A 19,605-nucleotide genomic window follows, 5' to 3' on the forward strand; every position below is an offset into this window, starting at 1 on the left:
CATTATTAGCTAAGGAGCAGTTATATCGCCAGGTGTTGGTATGGTTAAAGAATTAACGGTTTTCCTTGCATCCCCTCGCGGCTTTTGTGCAGGAGTGGAAAGGGCAATTGCAACGGTCAAGATCTGTTTGCAGCGGTACGGTAAGCCTGTATACGTATTACATGAGATTGTTCACAACAAACATGTCATAACCGAACTTGAAGGATTAGGGGCCGTTTTTGTAGAAAATCTTGGAGATATACCGGCTGATGGCGTCTGTATCTTCAGTGCTCATGGCGTATCCTTGGCAATTGAAAAACGGGCAGTACATCTAGGCTTGCGCACTGTCGATGCTACTTGCCCGCTAGTGACGAGTGTCCATGGTATGGTGGAAAAATACCATGCCATGGGATACGATGTGCTCATTATCGGCCATCATAAACATCCTGAGGTTGAAGGCACCGCTGGAAGGGTTGAAGGGCGGGTGCATATTGTCGCAAGTGAGCAAGAGGCCGAGGAAGTTCAAGTCGCCGATGAGCTAAAAGTGGCTTATGTTACCCAGACAACACTCAATAGCAATGATATTATTGGAATTGTCAGGATTTTAAAAAGACGATTTGCAAGGATTCAGGGCCCCAGATCCAATATCTGTTTTGCGACGCAAAACAGACAGGATGCTGTTAAAGAACTTGCCGAAAAATCCGATTTGCTTTTCGTAGTCGGTTCAAAAAACAGCTCAAATTCTAATAGGTTGAAGGAAGTTGCTACACTTTGCGGTGTCGAGGCTCATCTTATTGATGATTATCAGGACATTGATCCAACCTGGCTTCTTGGGAAAAGCCGGATAGGAATTACCGCTGGAGCATCAGCGCCGGAGCGACTTGTTGATGGCGTAATCCAGTGGCTTCAAAACCATGGAGCAGTCAGGGTGATAGAAATAGAGGGTATTCGGGAGAAAATACATTTCAAGCCGGCGATCCTTTCTCATTAACGAAATAGAAGGCTTTGTTTGGCAGCAAAGGACAGAGCGACATCGTGTGATGCGCTCTGTCCGGATACAAGCCCTTATCTCGCTGACAGCACAGCTGTCAGTCGTTGCATTGCTTCCTTGACCTTCTCCTGGCTGTTGAATGCCGAAATTCGTATATAGCCATTTCCACACTTGCCAAATCCAGCACCCGGTGTGCAGACGACACCAGCCTTGTCGAGAAGCATGTCGAAAAAAGCCCAGGAGTCCATCCGACCGTCGATCCAGATATACGGCGAATTTTTGCCGCCAACGTACTCATAACCCAGTTTATCCATGGTTGCGCAGACCATGTCGGCATTCGCCATGTAGTAGTCTATCAGAGCCTTTGTCTCTGCCTTTCCCTCAGGACTATATATTGCTTCGGCAGCGCGTTGTACAGGGTATGAAACGCCGTTAAATTTAGTGCAATGCCGGCGGTTCCAGAGGGAGTGGATAAAATGCTGATTTCCCATTTGATCAAATGCCCGGCATTGTTTTGGGACTACAGTGTAGGCACACCGCGTACCGGTAAACCCGGCGCTTTTCGAGTAGCTGCGAAATTCTATAGCAACTTCTTTTGCGCCTTCGATCTCATAAATAGATTTTGGCAGAGATTCGTCACGGATAAAGGCCTCATAGGCTGCGTCAAAGAGGATGAGGGCTTTGTGTTTGTGGGCATAGTCAACCCAAGTTTTGAGCTCGGCCTTGGAAATTGTCGAACCTGTCGGGTTATTTGGGAAACAGAGGTAAATGAGATCGACCTCTTGGTTTGGCAGGGAAGGCACAAAATTATTTTCTTTGGTGCTATCAAGGTAGACAATACCTTGATAGCGGCCGTCGGCAAAATCACCAGTCCGCCCGGCCATGACGTTAGTGTCGAGATATACCGGATAAACGGGATCGGGAATGGCAATTTTTATGGTCTGGGTGAACAGTTCCTGGATATTGCCGGTATCGCACTTTGCGCCGTCGCTGACGAATATTTCGTCGGCGGAAATATCCGCACCGCGACTTCTGAAATCATTTACAGCAATGGCCTCTCGTAAAAATTCGTAACCCTGCTCCGGGCCATATCCTTTGAAGCTTGCATCTTCTGCCATTTCATCTACTGCTTTGTGAAAAGCCTTGATTGATGCCGGAGGTAGTCCTTTGGTGACATCGCCTATTCCGAGTTTGATGATATCTTTATCAGGGTGATTTTTTTGATAAGTGCTGACACGTTTAGCAATATCGGAGAACAGGTAAGAGGCTTGTAGTTTCAGGTAATGCTCATTGATTGTAATCATTTATAGGTTTCTCAGTTGTTTTATAAAGAAAAGTAGTTAAGTTGCTTTGATCCAGTTAATTCTGATCGAAGTGTAAATATAATTGAATGGAGTTTGCTGTCAACCAGCAACTCTTAGGATGGGATGTTTCCGAAAAAAAGGATGTATCTATGAAAGACGAGAAAAGGGTGCCTGTCTATCGAAAAGATTATGCTGTTTTCGATTATATTGTCGAAGACCTGAATCTACGATTTGAGCTTTTAAATGACCATACCGTGGTTACAGCCTCTGCAAAATTTAAAAAGAATCCTCTTTCAAAACAGGAAAATCCATCACTATTGCTGTTCGGTGAAAATCTCACATTAGTGTCCATCGAAATGGACGGCGTGGTTTTGAGTAACAAACAATACCACATTGATGAGAAGAGCCTGCTCTTGAAGGATACACCTGCTATCTTCACCTTGAGGATAGTGACAATCATTGAACCGGATAAAAACACCGCCCTGGAGGGTCTTTATCGCTCCAGCGGCAATTATTGCACGCAATGTGAGGCCGAAGGTTTTCGCAAGATAACGTATTATCCGGATCGTCCTGATGTACTCACCAAGTTTACTACCAGGATTGAGGCAGATCGATCAAGTTGTCCGGTTTTGTTGTCAAATGGAAACCTTATTGAACGGGGCAGCCTTGAGAATGACCGTCATTATGCGGTTTGGCAGGATCCCTTTCCCAAACCGAGTTATCTCTTTGCCTTGGTTGCCGGTCAGTTGGTCAGTTTAGATGATCAGTTTATTACCCGGTCCGGAAAAAAGGTAGCATTGAAAATATTTGTGGAAAAAAGGAACGAGGGAAAGTGTGGCCATGCTATGGAATCGTTGAAAAAGGCGATGCTTTGGGACGAACAGGTGTATGGCCTTGAATATGACCTCGATACCTTTATGATCGTTGCAGTCGATGACTTCAATATGGGGGCCATGGAGAACAAGGGTTTAAATGTGTTCAACGCCAAATATGTCCTTTCCTCTCCGGAAACTGCAACTGACCAAGATTATTTGGGAATTGAGGGAGTCGTCGCCCACGAATATTTTCATAACTGGACCGGCAATCGAGTGACTTGCCGGGACTGGTTCCAGCTCAGCTTGAAGGAGGGACTGACGGTATTTCGCGATCAGGAGTTTTCTGCTGACATGAATTCGGCCGCGGTGCAGCGAATTGATGACGTACGAATATTAAAAAATGTCCAATTCAAAGAAGATGCCAGTCCGATGGCTCATCCTGTTCGCCCTGAGAGCTATATGGAGATTAATAATTTCTATACGGCAACGGTCTATAATAAAGGCGCTGAGGTCATCAGAATGATCCATACCCTCCTTGGGAAGAATAAATTCCGCGCCGGTATGGATCTGTATTTCGCCAGACATGATGGTCAGGCTGCGACCTGTGACGATTTCGTCGCCGCGATGAGCGACGCTTCCGGTGTTGATCTGTCGCAATTCAAGAATTGGTATAGCCAGGCCGGCACTCCAGTGTTGGCTATTCAGGAGCAATGGCTGGAAGATGGAGAAGAATTCCAGCTGACTGTCACCCAAGATTTGGTAAGCGTTTCTGTTAAAGCCCCCAGCCACGCCTTCCATATCCCCATTGCAGTAGGCCTTCTCGGGGCAAGCGGTAAGGATTTACTTGAGAGAGAAACTCAGGGCACCGCTATTCTTCAGCTGAAGGAGAGAAACCAGACGTTTGTCTTCAAGGGGATCAAGGAAAAGCCGGTCGTCTCATTTTTGCGCGATTTCTCCGCACCCGTCAAGGTTACACCGTTTCAATCGCGGGAACAGTTAGCTTTTCTCATGCATCACGACTCGAACCTTTTTAATCGTTGGGATTCATCGGCCCGATTGGCCGGTGAGATAATCCTGGAAGTCGCCGGACAACTCAATGAAAAGGTTTCTCCTGTTCTTGATGAGCGGTTTACTGAAGCAGTCTTTCATAGTCTTCGGCGAGAGGTTGAAGATCCTGCGCTTTTGGCTCTGTCCCTGACCTTGCCCGCGGAAACCACCCTGGCTCAGGATATGACAGTTATTGATCCGGATTCTTTGCATACAGCTCGACAACTGGTAAAAACCAGTTTGGCAAATAATAATAGGGAGGCATTCCTGGAGCTTTATCAAAGAAACGAGGGGGGAGAGGGTTACCAAATTACTGCTGAGGCAATTGGGCGAAGAAGTTTGAAGAATGTTTGTCTCAGTTATCTTATGGCGTTTGATCCGCTACCTGAAGAACATCTCAGAATTTGCCTTAAACAATACCAATCGGCCACCAACATGACAGATTGTGTGGCGGCTTTAGCTAATCTGGTCAATCTCGATCATAAAGTACGCGAAGAGGTTTTGGCCGATTTTTTTGCAAAATGGCAGGCCGATCCTTTAGTACTTGATAAATGGTTTACACTACAGGCGCTCTCAGTTCGTCCCGATACCTTGGCCAATGTAATACTATTGCTCGACAACCCGTCGTTTTCCATAGAAAATCCCAATAAGGTGCGAGCTCTCATCGGCGCATTTTGTGCAAATAACCATGTTCGGTTCCATGTAGCGGATGGGGCTGGGTATCGATTCCTCGCAGACAAAATTATTGAATTGAATGTAATCAATCCACAAATTGCTGCTCGCTTGGTGACACCTCTAATTTCTTGGAAACGCTATGACAAAAATCGTCAAGAACTCATGCGAGTACAATTGGAGAGAATAGCTGGAACGAATGGTCTATCGAGGGATGTCTTTGAGGTTGTTGACAAGAGCAGGTAAGGACACGGTGTTGCCCAGGGAATACGGTGAAAGCTACTGATTGCGTTTGTGGCAAAAGAGACAGCGATATTTGGGTGGATGGTTTTCAGATAAGGGGGCTTCTTTGTCTTGATCGTGACAGGAAAGACAGGAAAGCTCCGCCTCTTTTTTATTTTCTATAGCATAGAAGCGGATGTGTCGTTCATCACGCGGAAGTGGGGCAGTTGTCTCTTTTGGCGCCCGGAGAAGGAAAACGAGAATTCCCACACAAGATACGATAAATAGTGAATTTATTATCAATAATTTCTTCTTCTGCATTCCCTGATCCTTCATGTTGACCCTATAAGAATCAGCGGGCCATCTCGATAGAATTAAAATTAATAATCTTTGTCTTCAGGCAAAAAGTAACTATCTCGGCGGCAAGTGTTGCCAAGATTCGGTTTTTCCCAGTGAAGGCTACCATCTTTCGGTGCCGGGTATGATTCTTAATCAGATTTTGCAATGGGGTTGTGTCGCATTCCGGATTGGCGATATAGGTACCAATTGTTTCTCCTGAAATTATTGCCGAAAAAATACCTTCGCCTGTCAGACCTGAAGCCAGGCCGGCGGCGTCACCAACGAGAAATGTATTGGCGAACCGCCAACCGCGAAAATCAAAATTAATCAGTTCCGCTGTTGCCTTATGCTGTCGGAGCGGATAGCCGTGGTGCTCTCCCCAATTCAAGAGATTGGCCTTAAGGTCACTTGCCTTCATACATTTGGAATCGACATATGCTCCAATCGAAACGGTATTGCGGTGGGGGAATACCCACGCATAACCATTGGCAAAAAGGGAACTGTCTAAATGCCACTGCATTTCCGGGTAGTCCCCAGCAATTTGATAATTTATCCCTATACCGACATCAGTAATGGGTAAACCGAGATTTCTTCTTACCAGTGAAGATGAGCCATCGGCACCGACCAGATTTTTAAAGGCCAGTCGCTGCTCTCTGCCTGTTACTTTGTCGAGATACAGAATGTTGCTATTTTCTATAGAGAGTACCTGACAGCCAATGCGAACCTCTGCTCCCGCCTCAGCGGCACTCTGAGCCATTCTTTGTCCCAGCTTTTCCCTGTTTACCGTCGCTATAATCGGGCTTGGTTCAGATACACAGGCGCGTTGACTTTTTGTAAAAATATGCTGCTTCGCAAACTGTTTTTCGGAGATATCTGCCGGGACTTTTTTAAGTAATCCATTCCAGGTGATACCTCCGGCGCATACCTTTTTCCCAATCTGCATTGACCGGTCAAGAACCAGAGTGGAGAGGCCATTCATAGCTGTGGCTTTGGCACAAGCAAGTCCACCTGGTCCGGCTCCTATAATGATAACATCATAGTTCATAGAGTGATTGTCCGGCAATAAAGTGCTTCCAAGGAGTGGTAGGTTGTTTGGATGTCTTGATACGTTTTTCTAGATATCCTAGTGTGTTGTAGTGAGTTTTCTGCAATTTTGTGAGTACTTTGGCTGTCTGGTGAAGAAGATATACAACAAAAAACCTGCTTGACGCTAATAAAATGCATCAAGCAGGTTCGCTTTGCTTTTTGGGCAACAAAAAATATGAAGGCCTATCCTTCAGTGAGCATTGCCATGTAATATTCTTTATTCATCCGAGCGATGTTACGAATGGAAATTCCCTTGGGACAAACAGCTTCACATTCACGGGCATTAGTGCAATTGCCAAAACCTTCTTCGTCCATTTTGCTTACCATTGCTATGGCTCGTTTTTTTCGCTCAACCTGACCTTGGGGGAGAAGGGCGAGTTGGGAGATTTTAGCGCTGGTAAAGAGCATGGCGGCGCCATTCGGACAGCTGGCAACACAGGCTCCACAACCAATACAAGCTGCCGCATCCATTGCCAGTTCAGCCTGCTGGGATGGGATCGGCATGCTGTTGCCGTCTGGTGTGCCGCCAGTGTTGACAGAGACATAGCCGCCTGCTTGGATGATACGATCAAGCGCTGAACGGTCGACCAAAAGATCTCTCTTAATGGGGTATGCCCGTGACCTAAAGGGTTCTATGACGAGAACATCGCCACTTTGGAAATGACGCATATGAAGTTGACAGAGGGTTACCTCCTTTTCCGGACCGTGAGCGACGCCGTTGACAACAGCACCGCACATTCCACAGATTCCCTCCCGGCAATCGTGGTCGAATGCCACCGGATCCTTTTGTTCCTTTGTCAGTTTTTCATTGAGCACATCGAGCATCTCAAGGAATGACATGTCGGTATGGATTCCGTCCAGAGCGTAGGTTTCGAAAGCACCCAAGGCGTCACTGTTCGGTTGTCGCCAGATTTTCAGCGTCAGGTTAATGCTGCTCATAATTTCTTTACCTTAAGAATTCAATTTGAAGTCCGCTGCTGTGCTGCCTGTAGACGTTTATTTGTAGCTGCGTTGACTGGGAGTCACATACTCAAAAACCAGTTGCTCCTTGTGCATTACAGGCTCTTCTCCTTCACCGACGTGTTCCCAAACAGAAACGTGTGAAAAATTTGCGTCATCCCGTTTTGCCTCATTTTCCTCAGTCTGGCTTTCTTCACGAAGATGGCATCCGCAGGATTCCTCTCTGGCAAGAGCGTCGCGGATCATGATTTCGGCGAATTCCAGGAAATCGGCGACTCTGCCCGCTCGCTCCAGCGATTGATTTATTTCTTTATTGGTGCCTGGAAGATACACAGAATCCCAGAATTTTTGCCTGATTTTGGGCAGTTGCGAAAGTGCCGATTCAAGACCGGCTTTATTTCTGGCCATTCCACAATTATCCCACATCAATCGGCCAAGCTCTTTGTGGATTTCATCAACAGTAAACTTGCCTGCTGGACCACCCACGCTATTTTTCAAAATCTTCGATATTCTGTCTTCAACCCATCGTTTAGATTCGATAAAGGAAGGCTCATGCTCGCTTACCTTATTGAACTTATTCGTTCCCAGGTAGTGGGCAATCGAGGTGGCTATAACAAAATAGCCGTCGGCCAGACCTTGCATCAAGGCACTTGCCCCAAGACGGTTGGCGCCATGGTCAGAGAAGTTGCACTCGCCAATGGCAAAAAGGCCGGGGATAGTGGTCATCAAATCGTAGTCAACCCATAGTCCACCCATGGTGTAGTGGACCGCGGGGTAGATCATCATCGGCTCAACCATCGGGTCGCTGTCGGTGATCTTTTCGTACATCTGGAACAGGTTGCCATATTTCTTATAGATGGTCTCCTTGCCGTCACGCTTAATAGCTTCGGCAAAATCCAGATATACGGCAAGGCCAGTGCTGCCAACGCCCTTGCCAAGATCGCATTGCTCCTTGGCATTGCGGGAAGCGACGTCGCGGGGCACTAAATTTCCAAAACTCGGATACTTGTTTTCGAGATAATACTCCCTGTCGGCCTCTGGAATGTCGGCAGGTTTTCGGGTGTCACCCTTGGTCTTTGGCACCCAAACACGCCCATCATTGCGCAGACTCTCGCTCATCAGAGTGAGTTTTGATTGATAATCACCGTGAACCGGGATGCACGTTGGATGAATTTGCACAAAGGATGGGTTGGCGAAACCCGCGCCGCGTTTATGAGCCCGCCAGGCCGCTGTAACGTTGGAGGCCATGGCGTTAGTTGAGAGAAAATAGACATTGCCATATCCTCCCGTTGCCAGAATCACGGCATCAGCCGAATGACTTTCAATTTCTCCGGTCATAATATTGCGGACGGTGATGCCCCTTGCTCTTCCTTCAACGATAACGACATCCATCATTTCTCTGCGGGTATACATGGTAACCCGGCCACTGTGTATCTGTCGCGAGAGGGCGCCGTACGCTCCAAGGAGAAGTTGCTGTCCCGTTTGGCCTCGGGCATAAAAAGTCCTGGAAACCTGGGCTCCGCCAAAAGACCTGTTGGCAAGAGTACCGCCATATTCACGGGCGAAGGGAACTCCCTGGGCAACACATTGATCGATTATTTGGTTGCTCACCTCGGCAAGTCGGTACACATTTGCCTCTCGGGCACGGAAGTCACCACCCTTGATGGTGTCATAGAAAAGCCGATGGATCGAATCACCGTCATTTTGATAATTCTTGGCTGCGTTGATACCCCCTTGAGCGGCTATAGAGTGTGCTCGTCTAGGGCTATCTTGAATACAGAAGGTTTTGACCTGGTATCCCTGCTCGGCAAGGGTTGCAGATGCCGAGGCGCCAGCAAGGCCAGTACCAACGACGATTACGCTGAATTTCCTCCTGTTGGCTGGGTTGACAAGCTTGTTGGAAAAACGGTGATTGCTCCATTTTTTCTCCAGGGGTCCGGACGGTGCACGCGAATTGAGTTCCATATAGCAAAGCCTTGTCTGATTTCTTTTAGTTGAGAATCTCAGAAATGAGATTTTCGGGAAAAAGTATACTATGCGTTACTTTGGGCTATTAAAAAGAAGCCCCTAAACCGGTCATAAAATAAAAGGCAATTCCACCAAATATCAAAAAGAAAAACGCCGGGACAATTATGCTGAGCCGCGCGATCAGTGTGTTGTATCTGGGATGGTTCACGCCAAAGGTCTGCAGCATGCTCCAGAAACCATGGCTAAGGTGAATAGCCAGCGCGATGAAAGCAAGGATATAAAAGAGTGCGTAAAAAAAGTTACTCAAAAGAGTTTTAACGGTTACAGAGATAAGAATGGTCTTTGGGGAAAAAGTGAAACCAAAAATATGTACAACAACAAATAAGAGGATGAAGAGCCCAGTATAGGGCATGGTTTCTGAGGCGAATGAGTTCTTGACAACCCTGGTGGAAACGGCGTATCTGCTACTGCTCACAGCCCTGTTTTGGTAGAAAAGGTAGAGACCGAACAAAATGTGGGCCAGGAAAATAACAAGTATTGCCAAACTGAAAACAAGAACTATAAGTGGATGGCTGTGAAGTTCGTCGGCATAGCTCTGAAAAACCTTACTGCTCATAAAGATGGTGGCGTTCCCGGCGGCATGCGAACACAGAAACAAAAACAGGAGCAATCCTGAGGTTGACATAATGAGTTTCTTGCCGATAGAAGAAGTTACTAATCTGACAAACCACATAAGCGCACCTTGGGAAGAAAAGTTGTGAGTTAGGGCTTCCATGTATTTGCAGTGATAATATAAAAAATGACCAAAAAAGGAAGAGAAAACTGGCTTTTCGCTGATTTAACCACGAAGCACGCCCTCCGTTTCATTACTTTCAATGAACATTTTTTAATAATCTCATGGTATTCCCAAAATAGGCTAATTGATGCATCGGTTATCAATAATATTTGATCTGGACGGCACTCTCCTTGATACTCTGACTGATATTGCAGAAACTGCCAATAGCGTTCTTGCCTCGCGAGGTTTTCCAACGCATCCCCCTCTTTCCTATAAACATTTCATTGGCAATGGCTTGAGCGTTCTTATTGAAAGAATGGTCCCACCGGACACCGAGGAGTACATTCGTAACGATCTGAAAAAAATGTTTTCCCAGTTGTATTCGGAGAACTGGACAAACAACTGTTGTCAATATGACGGGATCGGTGACATGCTGAGAACTCTGCAGGATAAGGGGGTAGGCATGGCGGTGTTATCCAACAAACCCCACGTATTTACTACGATGTTTGTAGAAAGATATTTCCCCAGGGGACTGTTCTCCTGTGTTTATGGCCAACGGGAAGGGGTAGCTATAAAACCTGATCCAACCGTTGCGCTGGCAATAGCAGAACAACTCGGTAAGAGGCCAAGAGATATGTTATTTGTCGGAGATACTGCGGTCGATATTCGAACCGGAAAGGCCTCTGGCATGACCACGGTAGGTGTCTCCTGGGGGTTTCGTAGCGTTCATGTATTGCAAGGCGAAAACCCCGATCTAATAATCAACAGTCCAATGGAACTTCCTCAATATGTTCAGCGTCTCACCTGATGTACTCACCATCATAAAATATGCTGCGCCGCCAGTGACGGGTGCTTTAATAGGGTATCTCACCAATCATGTCGCAATAAAGATGTTGTTTAGACCTCTGCGACCCTGGAAAGTTGGGGGTATCAGAGTGCCGATGACGCCCGGTGTCATTCCTTCGAAACGGCTGGAACTCGCTAGTAATTTTGGTGAGGTAGTCGGCGATCACCTCTTAACCAGTGAAGAAATCGGCAAGGGATTACAAAATGCAGCCTTTCAAGAACATTTGTTTCTTTTAATCAAAGAGAGAATTGACGGGGTTTTGCAGAAAGATCTCGGTACACTTGCCTCTATCGTGCCTGAGAAATTCAAGATTTATTTTGATATTGGCAAAAAGACCCTTGTCTACCAAATTAAAGAGAAAATTCGGAATTTCATTGGATCTGCTGAATTCAAAGAAATTGCCGGGAGATCTATAGAATTAAGGATTGAACAATTTCTTGCCGGCGAAGTTGGGGCGATAATTTCCGGCTCTCAAAGAGAGCTTGCCTATAAATTCATTGAAGACACCATCGCCAGAATGTTTCTGAGTGAGGCGATGGAGCAATGGGTGGAAGATTTTGTCCATCAAAAGGTTTATAGCGTTTTCACCCAAGAAAAATCATTACAAGATCTTCTCCCGGAATCCTTGCTGGCTTTATTGCAAACGACAGTAGAGCAGCAAACTCCCGCACTCCTGAACCGATTGGCACTCATTATTTCCGAGCCGGAAGTAAGAGACAAAATTGTTCAAGGTGGTTGTGCAGGGGTAGACAGTTTTATAGATTCTATGGGTCCGATGGCGGACATGGTTCGGGGATTTCTTCGGATGGAAAAAGTTGAAGAAAAGATCCGTGGGTACCTTGTCGATAAAAACGATGATATTGTTGCCTGGCTTGAATCGGAGGAGGTGCAAGCCAGGGTAATTCACATTATTCGCGAAAAAAGCAGAGAGTTTTTCGATAAGCCCATAGTCAAGATGATAAAAGCTGACGATCAGGCGATTGTGGAGGAGTTTTGTGCCAGCTGTTCTTTCCAGATATTACAGGCGATTCGGGGAAGAGACATGTCGGCAACCCTCACCTCAATGCTGAAAGCCAATGCTGAGAGCCATTTTGAAGTAGGTACTACCAGTTTGCATCAAATTGGGGTGATGCTGCTCGGTGAAGACTCATTTGCTGCCAAAAAGATCTGGCTGAAAGAAGAGTTGTGCGCCACACTCCAGTCTCCGGAAACTCTTGAAACTATAGACTCGCTGATTGATTCGATGGTTGCCGCCATATCACAAAAAAAGATTGGAAAAATGGCCAATATTATACCCGTCGGGGTACGAGAAGGTCTCGCCAAGTCTCTGCAAAAGACGACTTCCACCATGCTCGCAGCAGAGGTGCCGGGCCTTGTTCAGTCACTCAATATCAAGAACATTGTCACTGAAAAGGTTAATTCCCTTGATATATTGAAACTAGAAGGGTTGCTGCTCTCCATCATGCAGGAGCAATTTAAGTATATCAATCTGTTTGGGGCATTACTGGGATTTATTATTGGGTGCGGCAATCTGTTTTTTCTATAGCAACAGCGCTATTTATTGGGCAAAGATTTGGTGGCGAGTTGTCCGCATGCGGCGGAGATATCAGAGCCGCGACTGTTTCTGATGAACACCGTAAAATGGGCATCAAGAAGGATTTTTTGAAATGCTAAGAGTCTTTCCATGCCGGAGCTTTTATAGGGCAACCCAGGCGATTCATTATACGGGAGTAGGTTGATTTTACATGGTATGTTCTTCAGTTTACGCGCCAACTCGCTAGCATCATGATCGCTGTCGTTAATACCTTTAAGCAGAATATACTCAAACATAATTCGCTTTCTTTTGGGCATAGGGAAATCACGACAGGCATTCAACAAATCATCAATCGAATAGCGGTCATTTATCGGCATCAATTTACGACGAGTTTTGTCATCGACTGCATGCAATGATATTGCAAGGTTTACCGGAGATTTTTCTCCCAACTCCCTAAGTTTCGGTACTATTCCGCAGGTTGAAACAGTTATTCGTCTACAGGTTAAATCCAAACCTTTTTGCTCGGTGATGATCGACAACGATCTGAGAACGTTATCTAAATTGTTTAACGGTTCTCCCATCCCCATATACACAACATTGGTTACTCGGTCGGGACCTATCAATTTTTCCTTGGGTTGTGCATGGAGATAATCCCTTACAGCGCATATCTGATTGACAATCTCCGCTGCAGTGAGATTTCGTTTAAATCCCAGAGTTCCGGTAAGACAAAAAGAGCATCCCATGGCACAACCGACTTGTGAAGATATACACAGCGTGTTTCGGTCCGGCTCGGGAATAAGTACTGCTTCGATTATACTGTTGTCGACAAGGCGAAAGCCAAACTTGACGCAGCCATCCGCAGCCTTTTCAATAATCGGATTGGTGAAGCGCGAGATAGAGGCATTTTCTTCAAGAATCGCCCGGAAAACTTTGGCGAGATCAGTCATCTGTGAAAATTCCAGTATCTCGGGACGATACAGCCAGCCCATGATTTGTTTCGCGCGAAAAGCCGGTTGACCAAGACCGACAACAAAGTCGGTCAATTCAGTCTGCGTGAGATTCTTTAAGTCGGTTTTATATATGATATTCATAGGGCTCTTTTGAATTCCGGAACAAGTGACACTGCACCATTTTTTGCATTTTCAATCAAGTCCATGAAAACTGTCCGATCCCTAGGCAGACGGCCGGTTATTGGCAAATAACTTGAAGCGTGGTTGGCATGGAACTGGCAACGAACATCCTTGAGGTTGGAGAGCAATATGTAGAGCTCAGTGAGAATTTCCTGTGGATTGAGCATGGTGAATCTTCCGCTCAGCACTTCCTGGCCGAGAATAGTGTTGGATAAAGGCATTAAAGTCAATATAGCGATTTGACGGGGTTTCATGGCCTTCAGCGTCCAGGCAGTTTCCTCAGCATGTTGCTTCGACAAGGACACGCCGCCAAGGCCCAACAGAGCGGTAACAGAGAGGAAAATGCCGGTGCGGTGTATTTTTTCGGCGGCATCAATCATTGTCTTGGCAGATTCGCCTTTAACAACGCGCTGCAACACGGCATCGCAACCGCTTTCAAGCCCCATGTACACCCGATCAAGGCCCAGGTTTTTCAACTCACGCAAATTTTCTTCACTTTTACCACGTATCGCTCGTGCATTACCATAAAGAGAAATTCTAGAGATCCAGGGAAGATACTCACTAATAAGGTGAAAAATTCGGACCAGATGCTGTTGGGAAAGTGCAAGAACATCACCATCAGCGAGAAACAACCGCTTATGATTACGGCAATATCGCTGGGCAAACTGAAGATCCCGCTCTATTGTCGCATAATCCTTTATGGCGAAGGCGACTTCTTTGTAGGCACCGCAGAATGTACATTTATTATAGGAACATCCGACCGACACCTGGAGGATAATGGAATCAGCCTCGCTGGGCGGCCGGATGACATTGCCTACATAATCCATTAGGCAGCAGGATTTTTCCTTTCGAATTCTTGCATGAATTCAACAAGTTTCACAACGCCTTCGCGGGGGAAGGCGTTGTAGAGCGAGGCACGACAACCTCCAACAGAACGATGGCCCTTCAGGCCATTGAGGCCGATTGCCGTTGCTTCGGCAATAAACTTCGCCTCAAGTTCCTTGGTCGGAAGGTTGAAGGGAATGTTCATGAGTGAGCGGGAATCTCTTTCAGCATGTCCTCGATAGTAATCAGTGCGATCGATTGCAGCGTACAGCAGACCGGCCTTTTCTTGATTGATCTTTTCAATCGCAGGTACACCACCAATCTTTTTCAACCACTTCAACACTTCTCCAACTACATATATTGCAAAGCAGGGTGGGGTGTTGAACATTGAATCCTTGTCGGCGTGAGTCTTGTACGACAGCATAGTGGGGATATTTGCCGGGGTACGCGTCAAAAGGTCTTCGCGGATGATAACAAGAGTGACTCCAGCAGGTCCGAGGTTCTTTTGCGCACCGGCAAAGATGAGACCGAATTTCGAAACATCGATAGGGCGGGAAAGGATATCGGAGCTCATGTCACTGACCAGCATTTTTTCTGATACAGGCAGATCGGGGAACTGCGTGCCATAAATGGTGTTATTAGACACATAATAGAGATACTCTGAATCGCTATCTGTTGAGTATTCACCTGGTTTAGGAACACGTTTAAAACCAGTTTCTTCACTTGAAAAAGGGACTGCTATCTCACCAAACAACTTAGCTTCTTTAATAGCCTTTTTTGACCATACACCGGTATTGAGATAGGTAGCCTTTTTCCCCGGCCCTAAAAGATTCATCGGTACCATAAAGAATTGGCTTGAAGCGCCACCTTGGAGAAAGAGAACCTTATAGTTATTTGGGATACCCATGAGCTCACGGAAATTGGCCTCGGTTTGTTCGGCAACCGCGATAAACTCCTTAGATCGGTGACTAATTTCAATAAGACCGATTCCAGTCTGTTGAAAATTGACGACATCCTGCCCAGCTTGTTGCAAAACTTCATAAGGAAGCGTTGCCGGCCCAGGACTGAAATTGAATACTCGATCAGCCATTGAATAATTCTCCTATAGTAAGTGTTAGGTAAGGAATGAAGGACAATGCTTCAGTTTTCAATATTACGCCCGGGGCCACTGCTGTTATCGACAGCGACCAGTGGCGGACATTGACGTAATGCTTCATATAAGACAATCCCGGCGGTCATGGCAAGGTTCAAACTACGAATATGGAGGTTCTGCATTGGTAAGGTATAACTGCGATCCTGGTACAACCTGAGAAGATCTTCAGGTAATCCCTTTGTTTCCTTACCAAAAATCAGAAATGATCCTGGTATAAACTGGGCTGTAGTATAATTTCTTTTAACTTTCGTGGTAAAAAAGAAGAGTAAGAGTTCATTTTGTGCCGAGAGAAAATCCTCTAAACATGGCCAATGACGAATTGAAACATGGTGCCAATAATCAAGGCCTGCTCTTTTTAGATGCTTGTCATCTATTGAAAAACCAAGGGGATGAACAAGATGCAGAACAGTATTGGTTGCGCCACACAACCTGGCTATGGAGCCGGTGTTAGGGGGGATCTCAGGTTCAACGAGAACAATATTAAAGGGCAGGGTGTTAGTCATGCTGGTTTTGCTGCAGAAAAATATAGAAACTAAAGAAGAACCTATATACCCCTAAACCGTAGATCAAACAACGAAAAAAACTTGAAAAGAAGAAATTTGCAAAAACATTGCATTTTTACTGCGACCGTATAGATTTTAAGAACAGAAAGCTCCGCTGAGCAGCTTTGTCTTCTCAAACGAAACTTATGCCCTTGCGGTTATAAAACTAGTTATGTGTTTCTAATCGTCAAAGAGAGTATTTCTTCATGCCATTCATCAATTTGCCAGCCTCAGAAAAGTGCGAGAAATATGATGGGAGGTTGACCGTTGTCCTTCTGATGGTTTTCTTTTCTCTGGCTGTAGTTGCTAGTAAAGATCACGGTATCTTTTATAGTAAATATCATCACATATATAGAGAAATAGGGGTCAAGTCTAACCAAATACTTTATGTTGCCAATTTTCAGGTGGGTGAACAATACTCTTTCCCGATTTCAGCTCAACTATGCCCGCTATTTTTTCAACCTCTGCCGATTAACAGCGCCAACAAGGAGCTATTGATGACCATAAAGGGCGTTGGGCCTATTCTTGCCGAAACGATAGTAATTTACAGACATCAATATGGATCGATTATGAGTATTGCCGAGTTGTCGAGAGTTAGTGGAATAGGTGAAAAACGTGGGGCTTCTTTAGCGACCGAATTGGTCTTTAACGCTGTAGAGTGAAAGGTGAAATTGTCAGTGCCCCTATCATTGTTCTGGTGGGGCCAACAGCCATAGGCAAAACAGCTCTTTCTCTTTTTCTTGCCAAACGTTTTGGATGTGAGATCGTCAGTGTTGATTCCATGCAAGTTTACAGGCATATGGATATTGGTACAGCTAAGGCATCCAAAGAAGAAAGGATGGAAGTGCCACATCATCTTATCGATATTGTCGATCCAACCGAAAATTACGATGCAGCGCGTTTTGCAGTTGAAGCATTAAACGCTATACGACAAATAATAGGCCGCGGCGGGATACCGCTTATAACTGGTGGGACAGGGTTATATTTACGGGCCCTTGTCAATGGAATATTTGCCGGTGTTCCAGTTAATAGAAAGATTCGGGCAGAACTGCTTCATCGCCTATCCGTAGAAGGTGGTTATAAATTACATAAGGAACTGTCCTCAATTGACTATACTTCCGCAAAAAGAATCCAAATGAATGACACTCAAAGAGTAGTGAGAGCACTAGAAATATTTTATACTTCCGGTGTGACATGGTCTGAACATCTCAAGGAACAGCAGAGGCAAAAACCAAGCATATCGTTCTCAAAACTATTACAGATAGGCTTGACGTGTGATCGGCAACATCTTTACAATCGGATCAATTTACGTTGCCAAAAAATGATTGATGACGGCCTTGAAGGTGAGGTTCGAAAGCTCATGTCGATGGGATACAGCAAATCTTTGAAACCCTTTGGTGCAATCGGATATCGTCATATGATCAGCTATTTAGAAGGAGAACTGAACTTTGATGAAATGGTTAGCACCCTTGCAAGAGATACCAGGAGGTATGCTAAAAGACAATATACCTGGTTTTCAAAAATCGAAGATTTACTCTGGTTTGAGACAGGTGATCAATCCCAAATTGCTCAGTTAGTCGATAAATGGCTGACCTCAGAGTGTTGAGAGTTGAAAAATGAGCAAAAACCTATCGCATCAGAAAGCGAACACCAGGATGGAAATCCCTCCAGTATTAAGAGAATTATTGAAAAAACGTGGGATTGAGGGAGATGAAGAGCTTTCTAGGTTTCTTTTTCCACGACTTGTTGATTTGTTAAAACCAGAAAAAATGCAGAATTTAGCTGCGGCGGCGAATCTTGTCGTCGAATACATGATGTCCGGAAAACCGATTGTTATTTGGGGCGATTACGATGTCGATGGTACGACCGGCACAGCATTATTGGTTAATTTTTTTCAAAATTGCGGTGTTACTGTAACGTGGCACATCCCTGATAGAATTTCCGAAGGGTACGGCCTAAACAAAGAGTGGTTTTATACTTTTAAAAAGTCCTTAGAAAAAAATGATTTTCTTCTAATTACAGTTGATTGCGGGATTTCAAATAGTGCAGAGATCAACTTCATTCAAGAAATGGGTGGTAAAGTAATAGTCACTGACCATCATAGCCTGCCAATCCATGGATTACCGAATTGCTTAATCCTTAACCCGGCAATGCCAACATGTGGTTTTCATAAAGAACAACTCGCGGGTGTTGGAGTGGCTTTTTACTTAATTGCCCGGGTAAGAGCTGAATTATTAACCAATACACCGTTTGCTGATAGAGTCACCCAGATAAACTTAAAGCACTTTCTAGCTTTTGTGGCTCTTGGAACTATCGCAGACATGGTAGAATTAACATCTACCAATCGGATTCTTGTTCGTGGAGGTTTAGAGGCGCTCGACTGCACAATTTTTCCTGGCATACAAGAGCTTCTTGCTTCCTGTGATATCATTAATGGTGGGGTTCTTTCTGAGGATATTGGGTATCTGCTTGGTCCAAAGATTAATGCAGCTGGACGATTGGGCGAAAGTGACCTTGTGGTAAAAATGTTAACAACCTCAGATCGACAACAAGCAAAGAAAATGGCCGTAAAACTCAGTGCTTTAAATGAGGACAGGAAGAGAATAAGCCTTAAAGATCTCGAAACAGCATTAACTAAGACCTCTAAAAGCAAGGCTGAGAACGATAAATGTGTCGTTGTTGAGGAGAGGTTGCATCAGGGCGTGGCCGGCATAGTTGCCTCTAGGCTGGTTGAAATTTATGGTTTTCCGGCGATTGTATTTGCGGAAAAAACATTACCCGACGGCTCCTTGGTCTATGTTGGCTCTGCTCGATCAGTGGAAGGGATTAATATTATTGAGATCCTAGGCACTTGTGCCAACCTTATTGAATATTTTGGTGGGCATGAAATGGCTGCAGGCTTAACAGTTGCTGCTGAAAAGTTTCCTGCATTTGCAACCGACTTTACTGAAAAAGCCAAGAAATCCTGGAATAAAAGGCAGTTTTCTCGGAAAAAAAGATACGATATTGAATGCCCTGTAGAAAACCTTATGTCTGATGAGTTTTTAACCTTCCTGAAACTATTAGAACCTTATGGGCCGGGAAATCCGCAACCGATATTTCAGGACAGCAGCGCCCAAATTATTGATTCTCGGGTTATTGGAAAGGATGCGCAACATTTGAATATGACTATCCGAGGAAAATTCGTCAATTTGAAAGGGATCGGCTTCAGTCTTGGTTCACGCATTCATGATGTGCAAAAAAATGCTGAAAGAACATTGATCTATACTCCAACCATTAATCGTTTTCGAGGTAATGTCAGTTGGCAGGTGAGGGTGATTGATGTTTGATGGGCGGTTTCTTAAAGACAATTATTCCAAATAATTCAAGTTGGTTTCGCCTTGTGAATGCTTTTTAAGTTGAAGGAAGGATTCCTC

Annotated in this window: 17 protein-coding genes; 7 read left to right on the top strand and 10 right to left on the bottom strand. The window is 45.2% G+C overall.

The window, feature by feature from the left end:
- The first annotated feature begins 40 nt into the window (after window positions 1–40).
- The gene (gene ispH, locus OEL83_11740) at window positions 41–970 is read left to right on the top strand and encodes a 4-hydroxy-3-methylbut-2-enyl diphosphate reductase (GenBank protein ID MDK9707710.1); all 930 of its coding nucleotides are present in this window, start codon (window positions 41–43) and stop codon (window positions 968–970) included.
- Window positions 971–1,044: 74 nt separating this feature from the next.
- On the opposite strand, the gene OEL83_11745 is transcribed toward ispH, so the two are convergent.
- Window positions 1,045–2,274, bottom strand: coding sequence for an LL-diaminopimelate aminotransferase (locus OEL83_11745; GenBank protein ID MDK9707711.1), 1,230 nt, complete (start codon window positions 2,272–2,274; stop codon window positions 1,045–1,047).
- A 149-nt stretch (window positions 2,275–2,423) separates the two neighbouring features.
- Here OEL83_11745 and pepN point away from each other — a divergent pair, with 149 nt between their 5' ends.
- Window positions 2,424–5,054, top strand: coding sequence for an aminopeptidase N (pepN, locus tag OEL83_11750; protein MDK9707712.1), 2,631 nt, complete (start codon window positions 2,424–2,426; stop codon window positions 5,052–5,054).
- Between the two features lie 33 nt (window positions 5,055–5,087).
- On the opposite strand, the gene OEL83_11755 is transcribed toward pepN, so the two are convergent.
- The 5 genes from OEL83_11755 to OEL83_11775 all read right to left on the bottom strand — a co-directional run bounded on the left by OEL83_11755 (window position 5,088) and on the right by OEL83_11775 (window position 10,158).
- On the bottom strand, window positions 5,088–5,351 hold the full coding sequence (locus OEL83_11755; GenBank protein ID MDK9707713.1) for a hypothetical protein: 264 nt from the start codon (window positions 5,349–5,351) through the stop codon (window positions 5,088–5,090).
- A gap of 31 nt (window positions 5,352–5,382) precedes the next feature.
- On the bottom strand, window positions 5,383–6,414 hold the full coding sequence (locus OEL83_11760) for an NAD(P)/FAD-dependent oxidoreductase (GenBank protein ID MDK9707714.1): 1,032 nt from the start codon (window positions 6,412–6,414) through the stop codon (window positions 5,383–5,385).
- Between the two features lie 224 nt (window positions 6,415–6,638).
- The gene (locus OEL83_11765; protein MDK9707715.1) at window positions 6,639–7,394 is read right to left on the bottom strand and encodes a succinate dehydrogenase/fumarate reductase iron-sulfur subunit; all 756 of its coding nucleotides are present in this window, start codon (window positions 7,392–7,394) and stop codon (window positions 6,639–6,641) included.
- A gap of 57 nt (window positions 7,395–7,451) precedes the next feature.
- Window positions 7,452–9,380 (bottom strand): fumarate reductase/succinate dehydrogenase flavoprotein subunit, encoded by a 1,929-nt coding sequence (locus tag OEL83_11770; GenBank protein MDK9707716.1) that lies wholly within the window; start codon window positions 9,378–9,380, stop codon window positions 7,452–7,454.
- Window positions 9,381–9,468: 88 nt separating this feature from the next.
- Window positions 9,469–10,158, bottom strand: a complete 690-nt coding sequence (locus tag OEL83_11775) for a succinate dehydrogenase cytochrome b subunit (protein ID MDK9707717.1) — start codon at window positions 10,156–10,158, stop codon at window positions 9,469–9,471.
- Window positions 10,159–10,306: 148 nt separating this feature from the next.
- Between OEL83_11775 and OEL83_11780 the strand changes: the two genes are divergently transcribed.
- Together OEL83_11780 and OEL83_11785 are read left to right on the top strand one after the other, a co-directional pair.
- Window positions 10,307–10,966: an HAD family hydrolase gene (locus OEL83_11780; protein ID MDK9707718.1), complete on the top strand. Its 660-nt coding sequence runs from the start codon at window positions 10,307–10,309 to the stop codon at window positions 10,964–10,966.
- Complete coding sequence (locus tag OEL83_11785; GenBank protein MDK9707719.1) at window positions 10,947–12,551, top strand: DUF445 family protein; 1,605 nt, start codon at window positions 10,947–10,949, stop codon at window positions 12,549–12,551. The genes OEL83_11780 and OEL83_11785 overlap by 20 nt, the downstream gene beginning before the upstream one ends.
- A gap of 8 nt (window positions 12,552–12,559) precedes the next feature.
- Here OEL83_11785 and rlmN read toward each other — a convergent pair whose 3' ends face one another.
- The 4 genes from rlmN to OEL83_11805 are packed head-to-tail and all read right to left on the bottom strand — an operon-like array spanning window position 12,560 to window position 16,150.
- Window positions 12,560–13,630: a 23S rRNA (adenine(2503)-C(2))-methyltransferase RlmN gene (gene rlmN / locus OEL83_11790; protein ID MDK9707720.1), complete on the bottom strand. Its 1,071-nt coding sequence runs from the start codon at window positions 13,628–13,630 to the stop codon at window positions 12,560–12,562.
- Window positions 13,627–14,496, bottom strand: a complete 870-nt coding sequence (locus OEL83_11795) for a radical SAM protein (protein MDK9707721.1) — start codon at window positions 14,494–14,496, stop codon at window positions 13,627–13,629. Before OEL83_11795 ends, rlmN begins: the two co-directional genes overlap by 4 nt.
- On the bottom strand, window positions 14,496–15,584 hold the full coding sequence (gene serC, locus OEL83_11800; GenBank protein ID MDK9707722.1) for a 3-phosphoserine/phosphohydroxythreonine transaminase: 1,089 nt from the start codon (window positions 15,582–15,584) through the stop codon (window positions 14,496–14,498). Before serC ends, OEL83_11795 begins: the two co-directional genes overlap by 1 nt.
- A 50-nt stretch (window positions 15,585–15,634) precedes the next feature.
- Complete coding sequence (locus OEL83_11805) at window positions 15,635–16,150, bottom strand: tRNA (cytidine(34)-2'-O)-methyltransferase (GenBank protein MDK9707723.1); 516 nt, start codon at window positions 16,148–16,150, stop codon at window positions 15,635–15,637.
- Window positions 16,151–16,395: 245 nt separating this feature from the next.
- On the opposite strand from OEL83_11805, the gene OEL83_11810 reads away from it, so the two are divergent.
- Genes OEL83_11810 through recJ form a run of 3 tightly spaced genes read left to right on the top strand, consistent with a single transcriptional unit; the run spans window position 16,396 to window position 19,518 of the window.
- Window positions 16,396–16,851 carry a helix-hairpin-helix domain-containing protein gene (locus OEL83_11810; GenBank protein ID MDK9707724.1) on the top strand — a complete coding sequence of 152 codons (456 nt, stop codon included), beginning with the start codon at window positions 16,396–16,398 and terminating at the stop codon, window positions 16,849–16,851.
- Window positions 16,848–17,795, top strand: coding sequence for a tRNA (adenosine(37)-N6)-dimethylallyltransferase MiaA (gene miaA / locus OEL83_11815; protein ID MDK9707725.1), 948 nt, complete (start codon window positions 16,848–16,850; stop codon window positions 17,793–17,795). The genes OEL83_11810 and miaA overlap by 4 nt, the downstream gene beginning before the upstream one ends.
- A gap of 10 nt (window positions 17,796–17,805) precedes the next feature.
- Window positions 17,806–19,518, top strand: coding sequence for a single-stranded-DNA-specific exonuclease RecJ (gene recJ / locus OEL83_11820; protein ID MDK9707726.1), 1,713 nt, complete (start codon window positions 17,806–17,808; stop codon window positions 19,516–19,518).
- Window positions 19,519–19,605: the final 87 nt, after the last annotated feature.

Source organism: Desulforhopalus sp. (genome assembly GCA_030247675.1).
GTDB lineage: Bacteria > Desulfobacterota > Desulfobulbia > Desulfobulbales > Desulfocapsaceae > Desulforhopalus_A.

Excerpts from the sequence above, each read along its gene's own strand:
- ispH (MDK9707710.1), top strand. The coding sequence starts at position 41 with ATGGTTAAAGAATTAACGGTTTTCCTTGCATCCCCTCGCGGCTTTTGT.
- OEL83_11745 (MDK9707711.1), bottom strand. The coding sequence starts at position 2,274 with ATGATTACAATCAATGAGCATTACCTGAAACTACAAGCCTCTTACCTG.
- pepN (MDK9707712.1), top strand. The coding sequence starts at position 2,424 with ATGAAAGACGAGAAAAGGGTGCCTGTCTATCGAAAAGATTATGCTGTT.
- OEL83_11755 (MDK9707713.1), bottom strand. The coding sequence starts at position 5,351 with ATGCAGAAGAAGAAATTATTGATAATAAATTCACTATTTATCGTATCT.
- OEL83_11760 (MDK9707714.1), bottom strand. The coding sequence starts at position 6,414 with ATGAACTATGATGTTATCATTATAGGAGCCGGACCAGGTGGACTTGCT.
- OEL83_11765 (MDK9707715.1), bottom strand. The coding sequence starts at position 7,394 with ATGAGCAGCATTAACCTGACGCTGAAAATCTGGCGACAACCGAACAGT.
- OEL83_11770 (MDK9707716.1), bottom strand. The coding sequence starts at position 9,380 with ATGGAACTCAATTCGCGTGCACCGTCCGGACCCCTGGAGAAAAAATGG.
- OEL83_11775 (MDK9707717.1), bottom strand. The coding sequence starts at position 10,158 with ATGGAAGCCCTAACTCACAACTTTTCTTCCCAAGGTGCGCTTATGTGG.
- OEL83_11780 (MDK9707718.1), top strand. The coding sequence starts at position 10,307 with ATGCATCGGTTATCAATAATATTTGATCTGGACGGCACTCTCCTTGAT.
- OEL83_11785 (MDK9707719.1), top strand. The coding sequence starts at position 10,947 with ATGTTCAGCGTCTCACCTGATGTACTCACCATCATAAAATATGCTGCG.
- rlmN (MDK9707720.1), bottom strand. The coding sequence starts at position 13,630 with ATGAATATCATATATAAAACCGACTTAAAGAATCTCACGCAGACTGAA.
- OEL83_11795 (MDK9707721.1), bottom strand. The coding sequence starts at position 14,496 with ATGGATTATGTAGGCAATGTCATCCGGCCGCCCAGCGAGGCTGATTCC.
- serC (MDK9707722.1), bottom strand. The coding sequence starts at position 15,584 with ATGGCTGATCGAGTATTCAATTTCAGTCCTGGGCCGGCAACGCTTCCT.
- OEL83_11805 (MDK9707723.1), bottom strand. The coding sequence starts at position 16,150 with ATGACTAACACCCTGCCCTTTAATATTGTTCTCGTTGAACCTGAGATC.
- OEL83_11810 (MDK9707724.1), top strand. The coding sequence starts at position 16,396 with ATGCCATTCATCAATTTGCCAGCCTCAGAAAAGTGCGAGAAATATGAT.
- recJ (MDK9707726.1), top strand. The coding sequence starts at position 17,806 with ATGAGCAAAAACCTATCGCATCAGAAAGCGAACACCAGGATGGAAATC.